Raw genomic sequence first — 20,660 nt, forward strand, 5'->3', positions numbered from 1 at the left:
CTGTCAACCATTATGCAATAGCCTTATAGATGACATTCATCAAGTATTAAAAAAATCTAATGCGGTATTTTCTTCTCTTATAATCTTTATCCAAGCTTCCTTGCTTGGAACTTAATTGTTGATACTTAAGAAAATTTAGAGAACCATGACCACAAAAACTTAAAACATTAGTATATAAGGCTGTTTTCAAATAAATGCCTTGTTATATTCACATATCAATCTTAAGCTTAGTTCTGCGATGAGCAATTTGTGTTCTTAAGAGCGAATGGAGTCTATTGAATGCTCAAAATGCGAATGTACAAAAGTCGCCCGGCCCTCATATCTGTGAGCATTTTCGCTATCATTTTTTGTATCTGCTTATTTTTTATTGATTTATCTAATACCAATTTCAAACAAAACCAACGCTTATTGCTCAGTGGCATTGCTCGTTCACAAGCAACTGAAATTGAGAGAAGCTTAAATTTATCACTTACTTCAACACAAATTTTAGCCCATCAGATAAGCATTGATTTTGATAAAGTTGATCACTTCGAAAGCTATGCCAAAACAATCATGCAGTCTTTTGACGTTATTGATAGCATTCAATTGGCGCCAAACGGAATCATTCAGTACATTTATCCGCTTGAAGGTAACCAAGCAGCTTTAGGCCTTGATGTTATTAATCATGCTGACTTTGGAGAAGCTGCTCAACTTGCGATAAAAGAGCGTCGAACCATTGTCATTGGTCCTGTAAAACTGGTTCAAGGCAACATAGCGGTTATAAGTCGTACACCAATATTCCTTTCTAAACAGGGTCAAGCCGACCGTTTTTGGGGTTTTGCTTCTGCGATCATCATTCTTTCGCCTTTGCTGGAAAAAACGGGCATTCATCGACTAGAAGAAGAAGGCTATACACTCAAAGTAGAACGAAAGCATGCGGACTCAAATCAAATATTTGAATTTTATCAATCCGATTCCGCTCTTGATCCTAGTGCAACCGTCGAAGCAGACATTACTATCCCCAATGGTAGTTGGACACTCTCTTTATCTCACAACATCAGTAGCAACCTTCGATCAAGAACGACAAATATGGTGTTAGTTTCCCTACTTTTGTCCATTCTATGTGCTTTGGGTTTATATAACGTTCTTATAAGGCCTGTTCGCTTAGAAGAGGAAGTAGAGAAGAAAACCATTGAGCTTAAAGAGCTTGCTTTTAAAGACCCATTAACAGGGCTGCCGAATAGACGCTTTCTTAATGACCATTTCACGGGGGTCATAGAGACTATATTGCAACAAGATGGCTTTGGAGCATTTATTTATTTTGACTTAGATAACTTTAAGTCCATCAATGATTCGATTGGCCATGATGTTGGTGATCAGGTTCTGATTGAGGTCGCTAAAAGATTATCAAGCAGAAAAGATGCTGAGGATATTGTGATGCGTCTAGGTGGAGATGAGTTCGCAATAATTGTTCCTCATGCACCTTCTTTGGAGAGCCTGCAAGAAAAAGCTAAGAATATTCTTCATATTACTCAGCAGCCCATTCATATTGAACACCGAGAATTCAGACAAAGCACTTCCCTAGGCATCACTCTAATTCCAAACCATGGTACACAGGTATACGAATTGATGCAGTTTGCCGACGTTGCTCTTTATGAGGCTAAACGACGCGGCAAAAACCAGTTCGTATTTTTTGATGACTCTATGCGCCAGCATTCATTAGATATGCACAACGAAGAGTTAGCCTTAGCCAAAGCACTTGAAGATGACCAGCTCGTATTGCACTTCCAACCACAGTTTGATTTAACATTAAACAAAGTTGTTGGCGCTGAAGCACTTGTGAGATGGCAACACCCCGAGAAAGGGTTGGTTTTCCCTGATAATTTTATCCCTCTCGCGGAACAGTCCGGACAAATTTTAGCGCTAGGTAACTGCGTTATACGTAAAAGCTTTGAATACCTTGCCCACCGAGAGTCCATTGGACTTTACCCTATTTTATTGCACATCAACTTATCATCATTACAGCTTAGCGATTCGAATCTCGTGCCTTTTGTGGAAAGCATGATAAAAACTTATCAGATACCGGGACATTATATTGGCTTTGAGATCACAGAAACCACCTTGCTTACCGATATTGAGCAAGCAAAGAAAACGCTGGAACACCTGAAGTCTCTTGGCATTTGTATTGCCATCGATGACTTTGGAACTGGCTTTTCATCATTAGGACAGTTGAAAAATTTACCTGTTGATTTGTTAAAAATCGATCGCAGTTTTGTTTGGGACTTAGAACATGATAAAGACGATCGAATGATGGTAGAGGCCATCGTTGCAATGGCCCATAAGCTTGATATTTTGGTCATAGCAGAAGGTATAGAAAGCAAGAGCCAACTCAACATGCTTCGTGCATTTCACTGCGATTTAGGTCAGGGCTACCTCATTAGCCGCCCCATTCCAGAGGCTGAGTTTGATGAATTCTCTGACTCTGTTAGTGTAGACGAAATAACCTCTTAGAAAGGCATAAAAAAAGCCAGCTTATGCTGGCTTTTATGTGAGTCACAACTCTCTTATGATGCTAAACAGATCGCTCTTCCATGATTATGTGATTCAACCAATTCTTTATGTAGGCTACGTATAGCGACTTCATAATCTTCTTCATCTACAACAAACTGCATATCAACCTGACGCATTGACTGGTGCATCGCAATGACGTTGATATTCTGTTCTGAGATCGCTTTTACGGCACTAGCCAACATACCAGTTGTCTTCATGTCAGAACCTATCGCAGAAACAATCGCAACCTTGCGTTGTGTAATTTCCGCTTCAGGAAACTCTTCACCCAACACGCGAATCACCCGTTTTAGGGTTTTCAAGTTTGCAGCAAGGTAATGGGTGATGCTGTTGGCATTGATATCCTTAGCGATAATGTGAGCACCCAATTGATTTAGGACCTTCAATACACCCATATCAAATGAGTCAATTTCACCCGCCATTTCTTGGTCAAACAACTCGACTGCATACACACCACGACTACCAGCGATGATTTCAACACATGGCGCATCGGATACATAATCACCAGTAATGAGCGTGCCGCTGTGTTCAGGCTCGAAGGTATTCTTCACACGCAACGCAATACGACTTTGACGAAGGCCTTTAGCTGCCTTAGGATGAATTGCTTCCATACCTAAATTCGCAAGTTGGTCAGCAACGTCGTAGTTGGTACGACCAATTGGTACGGCCTTATCTTCACCAACCAAACGAGGATCGGCGCTACTTAGGTGGAACTCTTTATGAATAATCGCTTCACGCGCTTGAGTAAGCACAGCGATTCTACTAAATGTCATTTCAGAGTAGCCACGATCAAAGGTTGTCATCAGACCAGTTTCACTGTGAGCGTATCCTGTTGCAATAGGCAGCTGTGTCGCAAGGTCAATGTCTTTGAAGGATTCAACAATACGCTCATCTAATGACATATGAGTGCTGGAATTCCAGCCAGTTAAATCAACAAATACAGCATTTACACCATCACGTTTAAGCAAGCTAGCCATATTCCATGCGCTGTGAGCTTCACCTAAACTTGCCAACATTTCTCGTACCGTCGCTAAATGCTCACCAATCGCAAAATGTCCATGTGAACACAAGCGGCTTAGATCTTCTAAAGCTTCTTGAGCTTGATCAAGGCGAGCACCTAAGAAAGTATTTGCTTCATCAAGAAGCTCGCTCTCTCCAAACAGGTCACGGTTGATATCCAACATTGTTTTACGCACTTCATCAAACGCTTCACGCCAACCGCTTTGATTTCGATCTTTCGCGAAATGCGCGTAAATACCAGCATCACCGGTTTTCTTATGTTCTAGCAGTTTATCGGTAATACCACCGTATGCAGATACAACAAAAATACGCTGATACAGGTCTTCTGTGCCTGCTGGTTTGAAAATTATATTATCTCGTACCGAACGGTAGTCACTCATGGACGTGCCGCCGATTTTATCAACTGTATGTAGTCCCATTTTCTTTCCGAATTTCTTGTAGGGGTAAGGGAACCTCAACCTATTTGTGAGCGCCGCGCGTAGTGTGTCATAAGGAAGCTCAAATATTAAGCATGAATTACATAAATCTTAATTAAATATGACACTTTTCAAGGGTTTTATACTATCTCTCGTACCTATATATTCAGGGCGAGCGGGCACTTTCGCAAAAGGGTTAGTGACTTGGTTACTCACTGCATTGAACACAAAGAATAAATTGGATCGTGGATTCGGTGTAATGTTACCGTTAGAGCCATGCATAGTGTTGCAATCAAACAGCGTAATACGCCCGAGTGGGCCTATTGCGGTTTCAATACCGCCTTCCCTTACCATCTGAATTAATGACTGTTCATCAGGAACCCCAAACTCTTGTTTTTTTAGGGAATGTAAGTGGTGATTTTTTGGTGTTTCACCAACACATGAAATAAAGCTCTTATGTGACCCTGGAATCAACATCAGAGGCCCATTTTGAGCTTCGTTTTTAGTCAACGCAATAGACATACTAAGCGCTCGCATCCTAGGCATACCATCTTCTGTATGCCATGTTTCAAAGTCCGAGTGCCAGAAGAATTCTTTGCCACTGAATCCAGGCTTGTAATTTAAACGACTTTGATGAATGTAGACTTTGTCCCCCAAGAGATATTCTGCAATGGCCACAAGACGTGGATCTTCAGCAAGTTTTGCAAAAACATCACTTAATGTATGCAATGAAAAAACAGATCGCACTGCGCCACTGTTTTGCTCAGTAATACTTTCTTCTCGATTCTTAATAGATGGATCTTCCCGCATTCGCTGCATTTCTTCGATCATCAGTGCAAGCTCTTGCTGCGTAAAGAGATCATCTAAAAATAAGAACCCTTTGCGTTCATACTCTGCAATTTGCGCCGCGGTCAGCGGCGCATTGTCGGATGCTTTAGAGTAAACTACAGGATCTTGGCGAGGTATTCTGACAGGCTTCGAATATATGCGTGAAGGATAACAATCTTCAGTACCATATTTTAAAGTCTGTAACTCAGCCATAATCTTATATCTCCCTCTGTTGCAATTAATCGACTAGTTCGTAAGCACCTTCTTTATTGTGCACTTCTTGACCGGTAACAGGTGGATTGAAAACACAAGCCAGCTTTAGTTCTTTAAATGCACGCAATGTGTGTCGATCATGTTCGTTTAGGTTGTACAAAGTACCAGGCTTAATTGGGTATACTTTGCCATCTTCTCGGCTCTCAATCTCACCCTCACCTTCTATACAAAACACGGATTCAAAGTGGTTCTGGTAATGAAATTGGCATTCCTCACCAGCAAAAATAGTCGTGATATGGAACGAGTAGCCCATATTGTCGCCTTTCAACAACATACGAACGCTTTGCCATTTTCCATCTGGTGATACAACTTTACGTTCCGTTTGTTCGCATTCGTGTAAATCTCTTACAATCATGTGGAATTCCTATTCAATTATACGTGTAAAAAGGGCGCGCTTGCGCCCAACAAATAGTAGGGTTGCTTAAACAGCAATATCGTAGTTTTCGTCGAAGTAGCTTTTCTCTTCAGGCATTTCATCAGTCTTAGCGCACACTTCACGAATGGACTGCTCAACAATGTCTAAACCATGTTTAAGCTGTTCATCTGTAATAGTAAGTGGACATAAGAATTTAACTACCTGGTCATCAGCACCTGATGTCTCAATGATCAAATTCTGTTTAAAACATGCCTTGGTAATTTTGCTTGCCAACTCACCGCTGACACAGTTAATACCACGCATCATACCTCGGCCGCGCACAGTAAAGTTGCCCTCACCTAATTCATTAACAATGGCTTGTAAGCGATCTTCAATATATTGACCTTTGCGACGAACTTCTTTAGCGAAAACATCGTCTTTCCAGAAAGTTTCAATAGCCGCTTTCGCTGTAACAAATGCCAAGTTATTACCACGGAAAGTACCGTTATGCTCACCAGGTTTCCACTGGTCAAGTTCAGGTTTGAACAGAACAATAGCGAAAGGCAAACCGTAGCCAGAAATGGACTTAGAAAGCGTTACGATATCTGGTTTAATGCCAGCTGGTTCAAAGCTAAAGAAAGTACCAGTTCGGCCACAACCTGCTTGAATATCGTCGACAATTAAAAGTACGCCGTGCTTTTTACAAACCGCATCAAGATTTTTCAACCAATCAAGGCTTGCTGCATTGATACCACCTTCACCTTGAACCGTTTCGACTAACACGGCGGCTGGGTGATCAATACCGCTTGAAGAATCAGACAGCACTTTATCCAAGTATTCAGTTGTCTCAATACCATCACCAAGGTAACCGTCATATGGTACTCGGCTCACTCCACCCAATGATGTTCCAGCCACACCTCGATGATGTGAGTTACCCGTTGCTGACAGGGCACCTAAGCTACAGCCATGAAAACCATTGGTAAATGTAATGATGTTCTCACGACCGGTTACATTACGGGCCAATTTCATAGCCGCTTCAATGGCATTAGTACCTGTTGGGCCGGTGAACTGCATAACATATTCAAGATCTCGTGGATCAAGAATGTGATCTTTAAAAGCTTCCAAAAACTCACCTTTAGCCTTGGTATGAAGGTCAAGACCATGAGTGATGCCATCTTCCATGATGTATTCAACAAGCTTTTTCTTTAAGATCGGATTGTTATGGCCGTAATTTAATGTTCCTGCGCCCGCTAGGAAATCCAAATACTGATTGCCCTCTTCGTCGAAAAGATAGCTTCCTTGCGCCTTGTTAAAAATGCGTGGAAATGAACGCGCATAGGACTGTACTTCAGATTCAATTTCTTCAAAAATTTTCATTATTAATTCCTCTTATCTTTATAAATAAATTCGTTATATCTTGGCGGTCTGATGACGACTTAGAATGGACCAATTTTGACCAAGTGTTCTGTTTTGTGTCGACCTTGAAAATGGGCGTCTTCTTCAAAGTGAGTAGAAGATTCAAAAGGGGTATCAAGCGTCTTGGATAGACTACGGAAAAGCCCCCAAGATGCCTCATTGTCAGGAGTGATCGTGGTTTCTATATACTGAACATTTGACAGTGAAGGTCGCTTTAGTAGCTCCAGCACCATCTTTTTAGAAAGGCCTTGGCCTCTCGCTTTTTCATCAACCGCGACCTGCCACACAAACAATACATCCGTGCGATCAGGAATAAGGTAGCCAGATACAAAGCCAACCAACTCGCCATTCATTTCAGCTGCAATGCCCGTTTCGGCAAAATGACTACACTGCAACAAATTACAGTAAGCCGAGTTTTGGTCCAGAGGTGAACATCGCTTAACCAAATCAAAAAGGGCTACGCCATCTTCAGTTACTGGCTTACGAAGCTTAATGTTACTTTCAACCATAAATTTTACATCTCTAATAACTAAGAATTAAAAAAAAGCAATAAAATCCGTTAGGTTGCTTAAATTCACTATAAAAATGATTACATGTCTAAATATTTATATCAACATATACTGACAACTCTTTCTCAATTAATGCCCATTCACAAAACTTATACCAATTGCTAAACCTATGTTTTATGGTCTGTTTTTGACCAAAGTGGCAGAATTAACTTGAAAAAGGTGAACAAAATTTGCAGAATCGCCCGCCAAATCAGAGAACTTTATGATGCACACAAGCATGTATTGTTGAGCGACCTTCTGTGGGAGGATCAATAATCTAGTTCCTGAGAAAAGCAGTTCTACCATTAACAAAAAGCAAGAGAGCCGAGATAGCAGTACGGACAGTCACCCACCCGTGACCTCTCAAACACTCCCCAAAAGGCGAGCGTTATTTGCTGAAAAGAAAGAGAGTTTTATGCAAGAAAAAAAGTCCATCCACGGCTCTTGGGCTAGCCGCTGGGTATTCATCCTCGCGGCAACCGGATCTGCTGTAGGTTTAGGGAATATCTGGAAGTTTCCATACATTACTGGAGAAAATGGCGGCGGAGCGTTCGTTTTAGTTTATCTGCTATGTATCGCCCTAGTGGGTATTCCAATTATGATCGCAGAGGTATTTGTTGGTCGTCGAGCTCGCCAAAGCCCTATTAATGCGCTCATGGATCTTGCCGAAGAATCTGGCAAAAGTAAGTCATGGGGTGCCATTGGCTTTATGGGAATGTTAGCCGGTGTGCTAATTTTTTCTTTTTACTCTGTGGTTGCAGGCTGGGTTTTACAATACATTTTCTCAAGCGCCAGCGGCGCTCTAAATGGTGTTTCCTCAGAACAAGCTGGCGAACTGTTTAACAATTTGCTAGCAGACCCAACAACACTGTTAATGTGGCATACGATTTTCACAATTATGGTTGTCATTGTCGTTATCGGTGGAGTTAATGCAGGGTTAGAGCGAGCAACTCGCATCATGATGCCAGCATTATTTGTTCTGTTATTTGTACTGTTCGGCTATGGCATGAGTACTGATGGCTTCGCCCAAGGGTGGAGCTTCATGTTTGACTTTGACTTTGATAAGTTAACATGGGATGCAGTTCTTGTTGCTGTAGGGCATTCATTTTTTACTCTGTCTTTAGGCATGGGCAGTATTATGGCTTACGGGTCATATATGCCTAAACGCGCTTCTATCGGCTCAACAGTACTGGCGATTGGCTTCCTAGACACCCTAGTTGCTTTGGTTGCAGGCCTTGCGATTTTCCCAATCATTTTTGCTAACGGAATGGATCCTGCGGCAGGCCCAGGATTGATGTTTATTTCATTACCTGTCGCGTTTGGTCAAATGGCTGGTGGTCAATTCTTTGGAACCTTATTCTTCGTATTGATCGGTGTTGCAGCATGGACTTCGGCAATTTCCCTGCTAGAGCCAACAGTTGCTTACCTTGTCGAACGAGTTGGCTTAAAGCGTTCTTCAGCGACTATTGCTCTCGGTGTTGTTGTCTGGGCGATCGGCATTCTTTGCCTAGGTTCCTTTAACTTTATGTCAGATGTCACCTTGTTCGGTAAAAATGTATTCGACTTCCTTGATTACATCACAGCTAACATCATGTTGCCTCTTGGCGGTATTTTGATCGCTCTATTTGCTGGCTGGGTAGTTAAGAAAAAGCATGCGTCAGATGAGATCAATCTAAAATCTGAAGGCTTGTTCAACCTTTGGTTGTTCGTAGTGAAATTTATCGCTCCGGCCGCAGTGGGTGTAGTATTTATCTTAAACCTTTAATTCAAAGAAGGTTTCTATGCTCAAAGCCCTGCATATATGCAGGGCTTTTTCGTTTATGACTTCATTGCATAACTTTCTATGGGGCTTTTCAAAACTTCTATTAGTGCTGAAAATCGATCTGAACTGGCTTTTTGCCAAAGTTTTTCATGGAAGTAGTAAGCAACAGTATTAATCGCAGGCTCTATTGTCGCCACCAGGCCACCTACTAAAAAACTGCCCGATATTAAGTATGCAACTGTAAATGCGACACTGAAGTGCATAACCGCAAATGTCATTGTTTTAACCATGATAAGCACCTCTAATTAATTCTGAAGACAAATCAAAGATTAAATCAAACTATCTATTTTTATAAATCAATAAATTATATCGCTCCAATAGCATCGCGCTAATCTAAAAATGCCTGTAAATCAGCAAAAAGATGCTTATCTTCTTCAACCATTTGAGTCGCTCGATTTGCCAGCCAAAAACTGGCTCCTACAAAATAGCTATCAACATTATAGGATGGCCAACTTTGTAACCACCTTGCCGCCTCTATCTGACCAATATCTTGAGCCATAACAACCACCAGTTTTGGTGACATATCTCGATATAGTGCGTCTACATCAGCAATTGTGCGAACACCATCAATACAAATATATCGTTCTTTAGAGTCCAATTTAGACCAACAATAAAGCCTTGATATCAAAGCACAGTTATCTAAATTAATAATAATCAAAGGCTGCTCAGAAGGTATGCCGCCTTTGAAATTAACAATCATCGAAGCGGCCAAATCCGTCAAATAACTTTGTAGCGCTAAACGTGCACATAATGCATTGGGTAATTCTCTTAGTTGCCCTAAAACTGGAAGCAATCCTTTTTTCAAGAGCACTTGAATCGGATATTGCTTGCTTGCCTCACGCAACTTTGACTCCCATTGTTGATATTTCATAGCCAACACTAATTCAATGAATTCATGTTGCCATATCAACCAACCATCATCAGCCTGCTTTAACTCTTCTACTTCAGAAACTGATTCTGATGATAAAACCGCCCTTACTTTTCCCACAGGTACACCTAGTTGCACCCAATATAAGACTTTCCTGACTCGCTCGATATCACTTGCTTGATAAAGTCTGTGCCCTTTTTCTGTCCGGTATGGTTTTAGTAGACCATAACGGCGCTCCCAAGCCCTGAGTGTCACAGAGTTCACCCCTGTTTTTTCAGATAAAATTCTTATAGGGAAGTAATCCATTTGTTTAAGGTCATTCGTAGTAGCCATTCGTATCTCTCAAACTTGTACAATTACAGTTTATGTACAAGAATGATCTTATACAAACTTTTTAAATGATTTATAAAACGACCTAATTATGGATACGCGTAATGAATGACATTCCACATACACGTTTTGCTGTCATTGGTGCTGGGCTAGCAGGTGCAACATTTGCCTACTATGCGAATAGACATCAACAACCTTGTCTTGTCATTGATAAATCACGGGGTACAGGCGGACGCGCAGGCAGTAAACGACTCGCACATGGCAGTGCTGACCTTGGTGCGAGCCTCATCAGCTTTAGCGATGAAGATCTAACAGACATTAGAGAAATTTTGCTCGAGCAACAAGTCATTGAACGTTGGCAAAGCGCGTATGTTGGTGTACCAAGAATGTCTTCCATCACACGATACCTAACCAAAGACATAGAATTAGTCACAGAAACGAAAGTTCATCATATCGAGCGCAGACAAGGTAATTGGCTATTAAGAAATGAAAAATATCAGCCAATTTGTACTGCAGAAAACCTTGTCATTGGAGCCCCAGCAGTTCAAGCCGCAATGTTACTTGCGACGATTCCAAACTCCGGAGCCTTATTACAATTCGCCAATCAAGCAGGCAGCCAGACTCAACCTCAATGGTCAATGTGGGTCACTACTGAGAAACTGGATACAGCTGGTCTTATGCCCTGCGACCACCCCGTCTTAGAAACATTAATCAAAGACTCAGATAAACCCGACCGTAATTCTGAAGAAGTTGATACATGGGTGATTCAGGCTTCACCAGAATGGAGTAAGACCCATTTAGATACCCCGAAATCGGAAGTGCTATCTCATTTGATACAAGCATTTGAGGGAGTCACAGATACTAAGGTGTTAGATGCAGGTGAACCCCATAGATGGCTACTTGGGCGACAAGCTATGGCATTATCACCCAAGCCATTTCTTTGGGATGACACCCTTAAAATTTGTTTAATTGGTGACTGGTTATGCCAAGGAGATGCTGAGGGCGCCATGCTCAGCGCTAAATACGCATTTGCAACAATTCGAAATACATACCAATTCAATGAGGTTTAGGAGGTTCTTACAATGACTGTAAATACATGCCACCCGAATCAGATCACTCAGAAAGTTCCTGTCGGAATAAGCTCTTGCTTGTTGGGTGAAAATGTTCGCTTTAACGGAGGACACAGCCGTTCACTCTACTGTTTAGGACCTTTAGCAGAATACTTCGACTACAAGCAGTTTTGCCCTGAAATGGCCGCCGGTTTTGGCACCCCAAGGCCTACAATGCGGCTAGAAGGTAATCCCGATGAGCCAAGGTTAGTTTTCTCAAATCAGCGTGATATGATAATCACCGATAAGTTAGTCAACTCAAACAATCGTTATTTAGACAAGCTGCCTGAACTAGACGGCTATATTGTGATGAAAAACTCGCCTTCATGTGGATTCGAACGTATTAAGGTATATCAAGAAAACGGTCATCCACACATGAAGCGAGTAAGAGGCTTGTTCACTCAATCGTTAATGGACCGTTTCCCACAATTACCAATTGAAGAAGATGGCCGCTTAAATGACCCAATTCTTCGTGAAAACTTTTTGCTTCGTGTGTTCGCGCATCATGAATTTCGCAATACGGTTTTAAATGATCTTTCGATGAAAAACCTTATCGACTTCCATAGTCGCTATAAATACATCGTTATGGCCCACTCACAACCCTATTACAAATCCCTTGGCCGCTTACTTTCAGGCCAAGAGAAACACTCAATTGAAGATCTTTCTGAAGAATACTTTAAGCAGTTCATGCAAGCTTTATCACGTCCGGCAAAACGCAAAAACCACTGTAATGTGTTAATGCATTTAGTCGGCTATTTAAAACGCGAAGTAGATTCAAAAGTACGCCAAGATATTCTTGATGTGGTCGAACAATATCGTCGTGGTGAAGTAAATCTCACGACACCGACCACCCTTCTTTACCACTATTTAAAATTGTACGGTAGCGAATATGTAAAAGAACAACGCTACTTTGCCCCGTACCCGCAAGCTCTTGGTATTAGGAATACTGTTTAATTATGGCTATTTCACAATTAGTTTGGCTACGTAATGACATTCGTCTCAACGATCATCCTGCTATCAACCTTGCACAGCAGGATGATGACATTGCTCTGGTCGTTTGCTTAACACCTGAGCAGTGGCAGGAGCATAATGAATCTCCCGCGAAAAATGCGCTTCGCTTTGAGCTCATCACAGAGCTGCAACAACAAGCTCATAAATTGGGCATTCCTTGTCATATACTTAAGCTAAAACGCTTTTCTGATTGTCCTAAAGCCATTGCTGACTTGTGTCTTGAGCACCACTACACGACTGTTTGGTGGCAAAATGAGCTACCGATACATGAAGCACAACGGGATGAGCGTACCGCGCAATATCTCGATAAGGTTGGTGTTACAACACGACGTTTTGCACCAGATCTTATTGTCTCAGAGCCTGTACTCAATCAGCAGGGGCAGCCATTTAAAGTGTTTACGCCCTTTTATAAACGCTGGTTAAGCACGCTAAGCGCAAACATTACGCCTCCTTATGAATGCCCTAATAACCAAGAGAACTCCAAATCATTACCCAGTGAGCTCAAGCTCTACGACAAGGAAGACTCTTATCGCCAAGACTTGTGGCCAGCAGACTATCAGATTATTAAAGAAAAGCTCTGGCATTTCTGTCACCACAAAGAAGCCGATTACGATGAACTACGAGACTTTCCAGCAAAACCAAATACCAGCACACTGTCGCCCTATTTAGCATTAGGGGCAATCGGCCCAAGAGAATGCTTAGAGGCTATAATCCACACCTCAGGTGACAATGAACGGGATTGGCATGGGAGTGTTTGGTTAAAAGAGCTTGCCTGGCGAGATTTCTATAAACAGCTTATGGGGCACTTTCCTGACTTATCAAAGTCTTTGCCATTTAAGCCTGAAACTCAGCACATAGTCTGGAATCACAACGACAAGGCTTTTAAAGATTGGTGCGAAGGTAATACCGGTTTTCCTATTGTGGACGCCGCTATGCGCCAGCTAAATCAGACAGGCTGGATGCACAATCGATTAAGGATGATCACTGCAAGTTTTCTCACTAAACTGCTGTTTATCGATTGGCGTGAAGGTGAGAAATACTTTATGGAAAAGCTAATTGATGGGGAATTTTCAGCAAACAATGGCGGCTGGCAATGGAGTGCATCCACCGGGTGTGATGCCGCACCTTACTTTCGCGTTTTTAACCCTACGAGACAGTCGGAGCGCTTTGACCCAGAAGGAGAGTTTATCAAACGTTTTGTCCCTGAACTAAGCAGCCTAACTGCTAAGCAAATCCATGATCCAAGTGATCTACATAGGCGACAATATCAATACCCGAGACCGATTATCGATTACAAGAAAGCAAGGCAGTACGCTATTTCAGCTTTTGACGATCTCAAAGGGCAATAGCTAAATTCGTTAGATTGACATTTCAAATCAATGGCATTATTTTGAAGTCTAAATAATAAATTTTGTGTAGATTGGTGTTAGGGGCTTCATCCGCTCCTAACTTCTGCCTATAATGCGCGCTCAAAACGATACCTTTAGACCTTAACGATTTCTATGCCAGACCAACAAAACTTACATGACGTCTTAGTCCACTTACGCCGTATTATTCGTGCAACAGACCTACAATCGAAGCGTATTGTTAAAGCTTGTGGACTTACTATTCCACAAATCATGGTGCTTCGAGCAATTGAAGAGCTTGGCGATGTAACTGTGAGAAAGATTTCTGACAACGTATCTCTAAGTCAGGCAACGGTAACAACTATTTTAAATCGCTTAGAAGAACGTAAATTAGTAGAACGTGTTCGCGCGCAAAAAGACAAACGTATTGTAAATGCTCGACTTACTGAAGAAGGTAGAAACGTCCTACTGACTTCACCACCATTGCTTCATGAAAAATTCATTTCCGAGTTCAGCTCACTAGAAAGTTGGGAGCAAACACAAATTCTTTCATCGTTACAGCGCGTTGCATTGATGATGGATGCTGAGCATATTGATGCGGCACCACTTCTAGACATCAATTTTCCTGCATCACACTAACAATATTTGTATTCAAATATTGTTAAGTCCAAACAAAAAAGCTGCCTTTGGCAGCTTTTTTGTTAGAAACCAACCTAAATTGAATTACTTAAGGTTTAGTACATCCTGCATATCATATAAGCCTGCTGGCTGACTTTCTAACCATGCCGCAGCACGCACAGCACCTTTTGCGAAGGTCATACGGCTACTTGCTTTGTGAACAATTTCAATGCGCTCACCTTCCGTCGCGAACCAAACACTATGCTCGCCAACAACATCACCAGCACGGATGGTTTCAAAACCAATTTCTTTTTGCGTACGCGGGCCTATCTGTCCTTCTCGCCCATATACTGCACATTCTTTTAAATCACGACCTAGCGCTTCAGCAACAACCTCGCCCATTCGAAGAGCCGTACCGGATGGTGAGTCAACTTTATGACGGTGATGAGCTTCAACAACCTCAACATCGTAATCATCACCAAGAATCTGAGCCGCTAAGGACAAAAGCTTCAAAGTCAAATTAACGCCCACACTCATGTTAGGAGCAAATACAACCTGAGTGGTTTCCCCAGCTTTAGCTAAAGCCGCTTTCTGATCATCATCTAGGCCTGTCGTACCAATTATGATCGCTTTACCATTTGCAGCACAAAAAGCAGCATTTGCAACCGTTAGGGCTGGCGTAGTAAAGTCAATTAAGGCATCGAAGTCAGCCACACATTCAGATAAATCACCTGTCATCGTAACGTTTAGTTTACCAACACCAGCGACTTCACCTGCATCTGCACCAATTAGAGAACTACTAGGCTCTACAACCGCTGCACCAAGCTCTACACCGTTCGCATCCTGAATGGCTTGAATTAGGGTTTTCCCCATGCGACCAGCGGCGCCGATAACTGCAATACGCATCTTACTCTTCCTCAAATTAATTTGTCCGAAAGATACCAAAAATCCGAATCCTTCGCATTATTAGAACGCAAAAAGCGGCGTAATACGCCGCTTTTGTTAGCAAATTAAGTTCGCCTAGAAAATTTCATTTGGATTTAGCTCAAAACCACTATCACCTTCGGTAAACAGATCATTTGTATCTGGGTCACCATTTAAACCAGGCGGGTATTCAGGCTCAATCACATTGGGCCTTGCTAAGTCGTTCTGGCGAATGACGATTTCTACACGTCTGTTAGTCGCACGATTCTGCGGAGTATCATTAGGAACTAATGGTCTGGTGTCGGCAAAGCCAGTCACGGCAAACCTATTTTGCTCCAACTGCCCGGTGGAAAAAAGCTCCTCGGCGACAGCAATTGCCCGAGCAGAAGAAAGCTGCCAATTCGAGCGAAAACGAGGACTATCAATTGGAATGTTATCGGTATGCCCTTCTACTGCAATACTACCTTCGAGGCCAACCAGCACATCCCTAACCATATCGATAACAGGAATAAAGTCATAATTCAGCTCTGCCGAACCTGACTCAAAAGATCCCCTATCCTTCAGACGTATCGTGATAGTATTTTCCTGAGTTTCAACCTCTACTGTACCTTTTGATATTTCTTCACGCATAACGGACGCCACTTGCTGGGCAGTCTCCTCCGTTTGCTGAATTTGTTGCTCACGCTGCATATCTGCTTGAGACATGTCCACTGTCGTATTTGGAGAGGGTTGACCAGCCCCATCTTGCTCATTTAGTTGAGCCGAATCAGGCTTACACATCACTTCCAATGTATTTTCTGGAACATCATCTGCTTTTTGGCGCACCTCATTAATAGGCGTTGGCTCAGGGCGACCTGGGCTAAACTCTTGGGCAATAATAGAAGTACCCATTGGGATAGACTCAGCTTCTATCTGCTTTTGTACACCAAAGGCTTCTCGCATCGAACCTGCTAGCTGCTTAAATTTCAAAACATCCATTTCGGCAAAAGACAGAAGCAATACGAAGAAACACATCAGCAGCGACATCAAGTCGGCAAAGGTACCCATGTAGGCCGGGAGGCCTTCTATACATTCGGGGCAATCGTTTTCGTCTTCTTCATCACTCATGACATACTATCCAATTACAACTGACAAAAGCGTTATTCACGCTCAGTTCGTTTGCCTTCCGCAATGTAGGTTTTCAGAGCCCCATCTAATACTCGTGGGTTCTGACCAGCTTGAATCGCTAACAATGCATCCAAAATCAGCTGCTGGCACAACAATTCTTCGTTTGCACGATTTGAAAGCTTTGCCTGAATCGGCAGACAAACCATGTTCGCTAACACGGCACCATAAAGAGTGGTTAGCAGTGCTACCGCCATCGCAGGGCCGATCGCTTTCGGGTCATCCATGTTTGCCAACATTTGCACCAGACCGACTAGCGTACCGATCATTCCCATTGCCGGGCCCGTGTCACCAAAGGCTTTAAATACTTTGGCTCCGTTATCATGGCGGGTAAACGCTTGATTCATGTCCTTTGACAGTTGTGCTCTAACCACAGAGCCATCATGGCCATCCACCAGCATTTGAATGCCCTTCGACAAGAAAGGATGACTCACTTCTTTACCTTCTAAGGAAAGCAGCCCGCCCTTACGAGCTTCGTCTGCTAACCCATAGATTTCGTCAATCAAAGTGTCTAGCGGGACACTTTTAAACATGAATGCCTTCGCAGCAGATTTACCGGCCCCAAGGAATTGCCCTAAGGGGTATTGCATCAGCACAACAAAGGTAGAACCAATCAATACAATCAGAACCGAGGCAGGGTCGAGAAACATCCCTGCGGAACCGCCCAATAAGATGGCCATCAGAACGATTACGAAGGCTCCAATTAGACCTAATAACGTTGCGATATCCACACACGTCTCCTACGAATAAAGCTATAATGCGACTCAATTTCTTCCATTTTAAACAAATAGTAGCGACACGTCTTACTTAACCGTTACTATTTTGTAACTTTAGAGTGACATCACTCGTGAATAATGCGGAATTCTGTTACAAATTGTAGGTTATCAAAAGAGAAGTCATTATGTCTCGAAAAACTAGCGTGCGCCACTTCGAAGAAAATCTCTCTGAGTTAGAAACGATTGTTGCGCAACTTGAATCCAACCAGTTATCTCTTGAAGACGCTCTTAAAGCTTTTGAAAAAGGCGTCAAACTGAGTCAAGACTGCCAATCTGTTCTTACTCAAGCAGAACAAAAAGTTCAAATACTTCTTGAAAAGCATGATGGAGAGCGCCTTGAAACTTTTGACCCGGAATCCGACCAGTGAATCTTGAGCAATTTTCGCAGTATGCTTGTGAACGTGTAAATCGTTATTTAGATCAGAGTTTGTCTACCTATACACCAGCCAAAGCGTTACATGAGGCTATGCGTTACAGCCTTTTTAATGGCGGCAAACGTGTTCGGCCGATGTTAACTTACGCAGTAGCAGAACTCTTTTCAGCGGCAAATGAATTAACCGATGCCAGTGCTGCAGCAGTCGAATCCATTCATGCGTATTCTTTAATTCATGATGATTTACCAGCTATGGATGACGACAATCTGCGTCGAGGTAAACCGACTTGCCATATTCAATATGATGAAGCGACAGCGATCTTAGCAGGCGATGCGTTACAAACTTTTGCCTTCGAGCTTTTAAGCCAACCTAAATTTAATCAAGCTTCTGTGCAGCTTTCACTGATTCAAACTCTTCAATCAGCTAGTGGCAGACATGGCATGGTAACAGGACAAATGATTGACCTATCGAATGTCAATAAAGCAATGTCATTACAAGATTTAGAATTAATGCATCGCCATAAAACGGGTGCAATCATAAAAGCAGCCGTAAAAATGGGCGCTCAGAGTGTGGGGGTTGATGATGAAGAAGTGTACCGCTCTTTAGATGCCTATGCTTCTGCCATCGGATTAGCCTTCCAAGTCCAAGACGACATCATTGATATTACCAGTGATACGCAAACCCTTGGTAAAACACAATTTTCTGATGAGGATGCCAATAAACCGACTTACCCTAAGCTATTGGGTTTGGACGGTGCAAAAGTACTTGCAAAGCAACTTCATGATGAAGCAGTCGCTCAAGTTACTCCATTTGGAGCAAAATCGGTCCCATTAGTGGAGCTAGCAAACTATATTATTGCCCGTAACCACTGATATAATGCCTCGCTATTTTAAGACAGAATAAGTGACCATCCGGTGCCCATGTTCGAAACGATTCCAACATCGCGTCCTTTGACGCCATTACTCGACAAAATTGACAGCCCAGACGACCTGCGCCAGTTGACAAAAAAAGAGCTCCCAAATCTCGTAAGAGAATTGCGAGAATATATGCTTTACAGCGTAGGCCAAACGGGTGGTCATTTCGGCGCAGGACTAGGCGTCATCGAGTTAACCGTGGCACTTCATTATGTATTTAATACGCCTGAAGATCGTCTTGTATGGGATGTAGGTCACCAAGCCTACCCACATAAGATTCTAACAGGGCGTCGTGATGCTCTGCTTAGTATTCGACAGGAAGGTGGCATTTCTGGCTTCCCCAAACGCGAAGAAAGTGAGTTCGATACATTTGGTGTTGGCCATTCGAGCACTTCAATTGGCGCAGCATTAGGTATGGCATTGGCTTCACGTCAACTCGATAAGTCACGCAAGTCTGTAGCGATCATTGGCGATGGCGCGATGTCTGCAGGTATGGCCTTTGAAGCATTAAATCATGCCGGTGATGTAAAAGCCGATATGTTGGTTGTACTTAATGATAATGAGATGTCTATTTCTAAGCCTGCTGGCGCACTTTCTAGCTCTTTGGCACGAATTTGGGCTAGCAAAACTTACGAAAATATCAGAGAAAGTGGGCGTAAAGTTTTCTCTGGATTGCCCACTGCACTTGAGCTTGCTCGCAAAGCAGAAGAACACATGAAGGGCATGGTCGCTCCAGGGACGATTTTTGAAGAGCTTGGCTTTAATTATATTGGCCCAATCGACGGTCATGACATTGAGTTGTTAACCCAAACCCTGAGTAACCTAAAAGATCGCAAAGGACCACAGTTTCTTCATGTAATCACCAAAAAAGGCAAAGGATTTGAACCCGCTGAAGGCGATCCTATTGGCTACCATGCTATCAACAAAGTTGAGCCTGACGATAAGCCTATTACCGAATCAACGAAACCATCACTGCCTAAGTACAGCAACATATTTGGTAAGTGGGTATGTGACGCCGCTGCAGAAGATAAACGTCTCGTGGCCATTACGCCTGCAATGAAAGAAGGATCAGACTTAATTGCATTTGCAGAGCTCTACCCTGATCGTTATTTCGATGTTGCCATTGCAGAACAACATGCAGTAACACTTGCTGCTGGAATGGCTTGTGACGGTCTAAAGCCCGTTGTTGCCATTTACTCTACATTCTTACAACGCGCCTACGATCAATTAATTCATGATGTAGCACTGCAAAACCTTGACGTTTTATTCGCCATAGACCGAGCAGGCTTAGTAGGAGAAGACGGCCCAACTCATGCGGGAGCATACGATCTAAGCTACCTCCGTTGCGTCCCTAACATGGTCATTATGGCACCTTCGGATGAAGACGAATGTCGAAAAATGCTTCATACAGGCTATAAGCACTCAGGCCCTGCAGCAGTTCGCTACCCGAGGGGCACAGGTCGAGGGATTACTGTAAACGATGAGCTGGAGTGCATCGAGTTAGGGCAATCCCGTGCGTTACACCAAGGGCAATCAGGTATCGTTATTTGCGGTTTTGGTCGTCCAACTTATGATGCGTTGCTCGCCGCTAAAAAGCTCGATGCGACACTGTTAGACATGCGCTTTGTGAAGCCTCTGGATGAACAAGCGCTGCTCTCACATAAGGCTGCCAAGCTGATTGTTACAATAGAAGAAAATGCTGTCATGGGTGGAGCAGGTTCAGCGGTCAGCGAATTCCTCAATGACAACAATATTCATGTACCTGTTTTGCATTTGGGTCTGCCTGACCGATACGAAGAGCATGCCAGCCATTCAGCGATGCTTAAACGAGTGGGCATTGATGAACAAGGCATACTCAAAGCGATTGAGCACAAACTCGAATCACTTTAAACCTAGATATGAAAGGCGGCTCCATGACCGCCTTTATTTCATTCTTAAACCTTCAAAAACTCCACGGAAAACTGTTATTTATTCATATTAACTGCGAACTTGTAACATATG

The 20,660-nt window shown here is 42.8% G+C and carries 19 protein-coding genes; 9 read left to right on the plus strand and 10 right to left on the minus strand.

All coding sequences use genetic code 11. The features are described 5' to 3' along the window. Nucleotides 1-324 precede the first annotated feature (324 nt). Nucleotides 325-2,490, plus strand: a complete 2,166-nt coding sequence (locus JHD44_RS08900) for an EAL domain-containing protein (RefSeq protein ID WP_199462407.1) — start codon at nucleotides 325-327, stop codon at nucleotides 2,488-2,490. Nucleotides 2,491-2,543: 53 nt separating this feature from the next. On the opposite strand, the gene JHD44_RS08905 is transcribed toward JHD44_RS08900, so the two are convergent. From JHD44_RS08905 to ectA, 5 genes are all read right to left on the minus strand, one after another. Then, complete coding sequence (locus tag JHD44_RS08905) at nucleotides 2,544-3,986, minus strand: aspartate kinase (RefSeq protein WP_199462408.1); 1,443 nt, start codon at nucleotides 3,984-3,986, stop codon at nucleotides 2,544-2,546. A 108-nt stretch (nucleotides 3,987-4,094) separates the two neighbouring features. Continuing rightward, nucleotides 4,095-5,024 (minus strand): ectoine hydroxylase, encoded by a 930-nt coding sequence (gene thpD / locus JHD44_RS08910; RefSeq protein WP_199462409.1) that lies wholly within the window; start codon nucleotides 5,022-5,024, stop codon nucleotides 4,095-4,097. 25 nt (nucleotides 5,025-5,049) lie between these two features. Then, nucleotides 5,050-5,439 (minus strand): ectoine synthase, encoded by a 390-nt coding sequence (locus JHD44_RS08915; protein ID WP_133563026.1) that lies wholly within the window; start codon nucleotides 5,437-5,439, stop codon nucleotides 5,050-5,052. Nucleotides 5,440-5,505: 66 nt separating this feature from the next. Further along, nucleotides 5,506-6,816: a diaminobutyrate--2-oxoglutarate transaminase gene (gene ectB / locus JHD44_RS08920; RefSeq protein WP_199462410.1), complete on the minus strand. Its 1,311-nt coding sequence runs from the start codon at nucleotides 6,814-6,816 to the stop codon at nucleotides 5,506-5,508. Between the two features lie 59 nt (nucleotides 6,817-6,875). Then, a complete protein-coding gene (ectA, locus tag JHD44_RS08925; RefSeq protein WP_199462411.1) occupies nucleotides 6,876-7,364 on the minus strand; it encodes a diaminobutyrate acetyltransferase in 489 nt (162 codons plus the stop codon). Nucleotides 7,365-7,818: 454 nt separating this feature from the next. Here ectA and JHD44_RS08930 point away from each other — a divergent pair, with 454 nt between their 5' ends. After that, on the plus strand, nucleotides 7,819-9,168 hold the full coding sequence (locus JHD44_RS08930) for a sodium-dependent transporter (protein ID WP_199462412.1): 1,350 nt from the start codon (nucleotides 7,819-7,821) through the stop codon (nucleotides 9,166-9,168). A 53-nt stretch (nucleotides 9,169-9,221) separates the two neighbouring features. Here the strand turns inward: JHD44_RS08930 and JHD44_RS08935 are convergent, their stop codons facing one another. After that, entirely contained in the window at nucleotides 9,222-9,455 is a 234-nt protein-coding gene (locus JHD44_RS08935; RefSeq protein ID WP_199462413.1) for a DUF2061 domain-containing protein, read from the minus strand. Between the two features lie 98 nt (nucleotides 9,456-9,553). Beyond that, nucleotides 9,554-10,399 carry a MerR family transcriptional regulator gene (locus tag JHD44_RS08940; protein ID WP_233401935.1) on the minus strand — a complete coding sequence of 282 codons (846 nt, stop codon included), beginning with the start codon at nucleotides 10,397-10,399 and terminating at the stop codon, nucleotides 9,554-9,556. Between the two features lie 128 nt (nucleotides 10,400-10,527). On the opposite strand from JHD44_RS08940, the gene JHD44_RS08945 reads away from it, so the two are divergent. The 4 genes from JHD44_RS08945 (at nucleotide 10,528) to JHD44_RS08960 (ending at nucleotide 14,528) form a co-directional block, all read left to right on the plus strand. Beyond that, the gene (locus JHD44_RS08945) at nucleotides 10,528-11,493 is read left to right on the plus strand and encodes an NAD(P)/FAD-dependent oxidoreductase (RefSeq protein WP_199462415.1); all 966 of its coding nucleotides are present in this window, start codon (nucleotides 10,528-10,530) and stop codon (nucleotides 11,491-11,493) included. Nucleotides 11,494-11,505: 12 nt separating this feature from the next. Further along, nucleotides 11,506-12,486, plus strand: coding sequence for a YbgA family protein (locus JHD44_RS08950; protein WP_199462416.1), 981 nt, complete (start codon nucleotides 11,506-11,508; stop codon nucleotides 12,484-12,486). 2 nt (nucleotides 12,487-12,488) lie between these two features. After that, entirely contained in the window at nucleotides 12,489-13,892 is a 1,404-nt protein-coding gene (locus JHD44_RS08955) for a cryptochrome/photolyase family protein (RefSeq protein ID WP_199462417.1), read from the plus strand. Nucleotides 13,893-14,045: 153 nt separating this feature from the next. Beyond that, entirely contained in the window at nucleotides 14,046-14,528 is a 483-nt protein-coding gene (locus JHD44_RS08960) for a MarR family winged helix-turn-helix transcriptional regulator (protein WP_199462418.1), read from the plus strand. 84 nt (nucleotides 14,529-14,612) lie between these two features. Here JHD44_RS08960 and dapB read toward each other — a convergent pair whose 3' ends face one another. The 3 genes from dapB to pomA all read right to left on the minus strand — a co-directional run bounded on the left by dapB (nucleotide 14,613) and on the right by pomA (nucleotide 17,326). Next, nucleotides 14,613-15,413 carry a 4-hydroxy-tetrahydrodipicolinate reductase gene (dapB, locus tag JHD44_RS08965; protein WP_199462419.1) on the minus strand — a complete coding sequence of 267 codons (801 nt, stop codon included), beginning with the start codon at nucleotides 15,411-15,413 and terminating at the stop codon, nucleotides 14,613-14,615. Nucleotides 15,414-15,527: 114 nt separating this feature from the next. Next, entirely contained in the window at nucleotides 15,528-16,538 is a 1,011-nt protein-coding gene (locus JHD44_RS08970; protein ID WP_199462420.1) for a flagellar motor protein MotB, read from the minus strand. Between the two features lie 32 nt (nucleotides 16,539-16,570). Further along, nucleotides 16,571-17,326: a flagellar motor protein PomA gene (pomA, locus tag JHD44_RS08975; RefSeq protein ID WP_199462421.1), complete on the minus strand. Its 756-nt coding sequence runs from the start codon at nucleotides 17,324-17,326 to the stop codon at nucleotides 16,571-16,573. Nucleotides 17,327-17,496: 170 nt separating this feature from the next. Between pomA and JHD44_RS08980 the strand changes: the two genes are divergently transcribed. Genes JHD44_RS08980 through dxs form a run of 3 tightly spaced genes read left to right on the plus strand, consistent with a single transcriptional unit; the run spans nucleotide 17,497 to nucleotide 20,549 of the window. Beyond that, nucleotides 17,497-17,739, plus strand: a complete 243-nt coding sequence (locus JHD44_RS08980) for an exodeoxyribonuclease VII small subunit (protein WP_199462422.1) — start codon at nucleotides 17,497-17,499, stop codon at nucleotides 17,737-17,739. Further along, nucleotides 17,736-18,617: a polyprenyl synthetase family protein gene (locus JHD44_RS08985; protein ID WP_199462423.1), complete on the plus strand. Its 882-nt coding sequence runs from the start codon at nucleotides 17,736-17,738 to the stop codon at nucleotides 18,615-18,617. The genes JHD44_RS08980 and JHD44_RS08985 overlap by 4 nt, the downstream gene beginning before the upstream one ends. Nucleotides 18,618-18,665: 48 nt before the next feature. Then, nucleotides 18,666-20,549, plus strand: coding sequence for a 1-deoxy-D-xylulose-5-phosphate synthase (gene dxs / locus JHD44_RS08990; protein WP_199462424.1), 1,884 nt, complete (start codon nucleotides 18,666-18,668; stop codon nucleotides 20,547-20,549). The last annotated feature ends 111 nt before the right edge of the window (nucleotides 20,550-20,660 follow it).

This window comes from Marinomonas ostreistagni (assembly GCF_016461785.1).
GTDB lineage: Bacteria > Pseudomonadota > Gammaproteobacteria > Pseudomonadales > Marinomonadaceae > Marinomonas > Marinomonas ostreistagni_A.

Excerpts from the sequence above, each read along its gene's own strand:
- JHD44_RS08905 (WP_199462408.1), bottom strand. The coding sequence starts at position 3,986 with ATGGGACTACATACAGTTGATAAAATCGGCGGCACGTCCATGAGTGAC.
- thpD (WP_199462409.1), bottom strand. The coding sequence starts at position 5,024 with ATGGCTGAGTTACAGACTTTAAAATATGGTACTGAAGATTGTTATCCT.
- JHD44_RS08915 (WP_133563026.1), bottom strand. The coding sequence starts at position 5,439 with ATGATTGTAAGAGATTTACACGAATGCGAACAAACGGAACGTAAAGTT.
- ectB (WP_199462410.1), bottom strand. The coding sequence starts at position 6,816 with ATGAAAATTTTTGAAGAAATTGAATCTGAAGTACAGTCCTATGCGCGT.
- ectA (WP_199462411.1), bottom strand. The coding sequence starts at position 7,364 with ATGGTTGAAAGTAACATTAAGCTTCGTAAGCCAGTAACTGAAGATGGC.
- JHD44_RS08930 (WP_199462412.1), top strand. The coding sequence starts at position 7,819 with ATGCAAGAAAAAAAGTCCATCCACGGCTCTTGGGCTAGCCGCTGGGTA.
- JHD44_RS08935 (WP_199462413.1), bottom strand. The coding sequence starts at position 9,455 with ATGGTTAAAACAATGACATTTGCGGTTATGCACTTCAGTGTCGCATTT.
- JHD44_RS08940 (WP_233401935.1), bottom strand. The coding sequence starts at position 10,399 with ATGGATTACTTCCCTATAAGAATTTTATCTGAAAAAACAGGGGTGAAC.
- JHD44_RS08945 (WP_199462415.1), top strand. The coding sequence starts at position 10,528 with ATGAATGACATTCCACATACACGTTTTGCTGTCATTGGTGCTGGGCTA.
- JHD44_RS08950 (WP_199462416.1), top strand. The coding sequence starts at position 11,506 with ATGACTGTAAATACATGCCACCCGAATCAGATCACTCAGAAAGTTCCT.
- JHD44_RS08955 (WP_199462417.1), top strand. The coding sequence starts at position 12,489 with ATGGCTATTTCACAATTAGTTTGGCTACGTAATGACATTCGTCTCAAC.
- JHD44_RS08960 (WP_199462418.1), top strand. The coding sequence starts at position 14,046 with ATGCCAGACCAACAAAACTTACATGACGTCTTAGTCCACTTACGCCGT.
- dapB (WP_199462419.1), bottom strand. The coding sequence starts at position 15,413 with ATGCGTATTGCAGTTATCGGCGCCGCTGGTCGCATGGGGAAAACCCTA.
- JHD44_RS08970 (WP_199462420.1), bottom strand. The coding sequence starts at position 16,538 with ATGAGTGATGAAGAAGACGAAAACGATTGCCCCGAATGTATAGAAGGC.
- JHD44_RS08980 (WP_199462422.1), top strand. The coding sequence starts at position 17,497 with ATGTCTCGAAAAACTAGCGTGCGCCACTTCGAAGAAAATCTCTCTGAG.
- dxs (WP_199462424.1), top strand. The coding sequence starts at position 18,666 with ATGTTCGAAACGATTCCAACATCGCGTCCTTTGACGCCATTACTCGAC.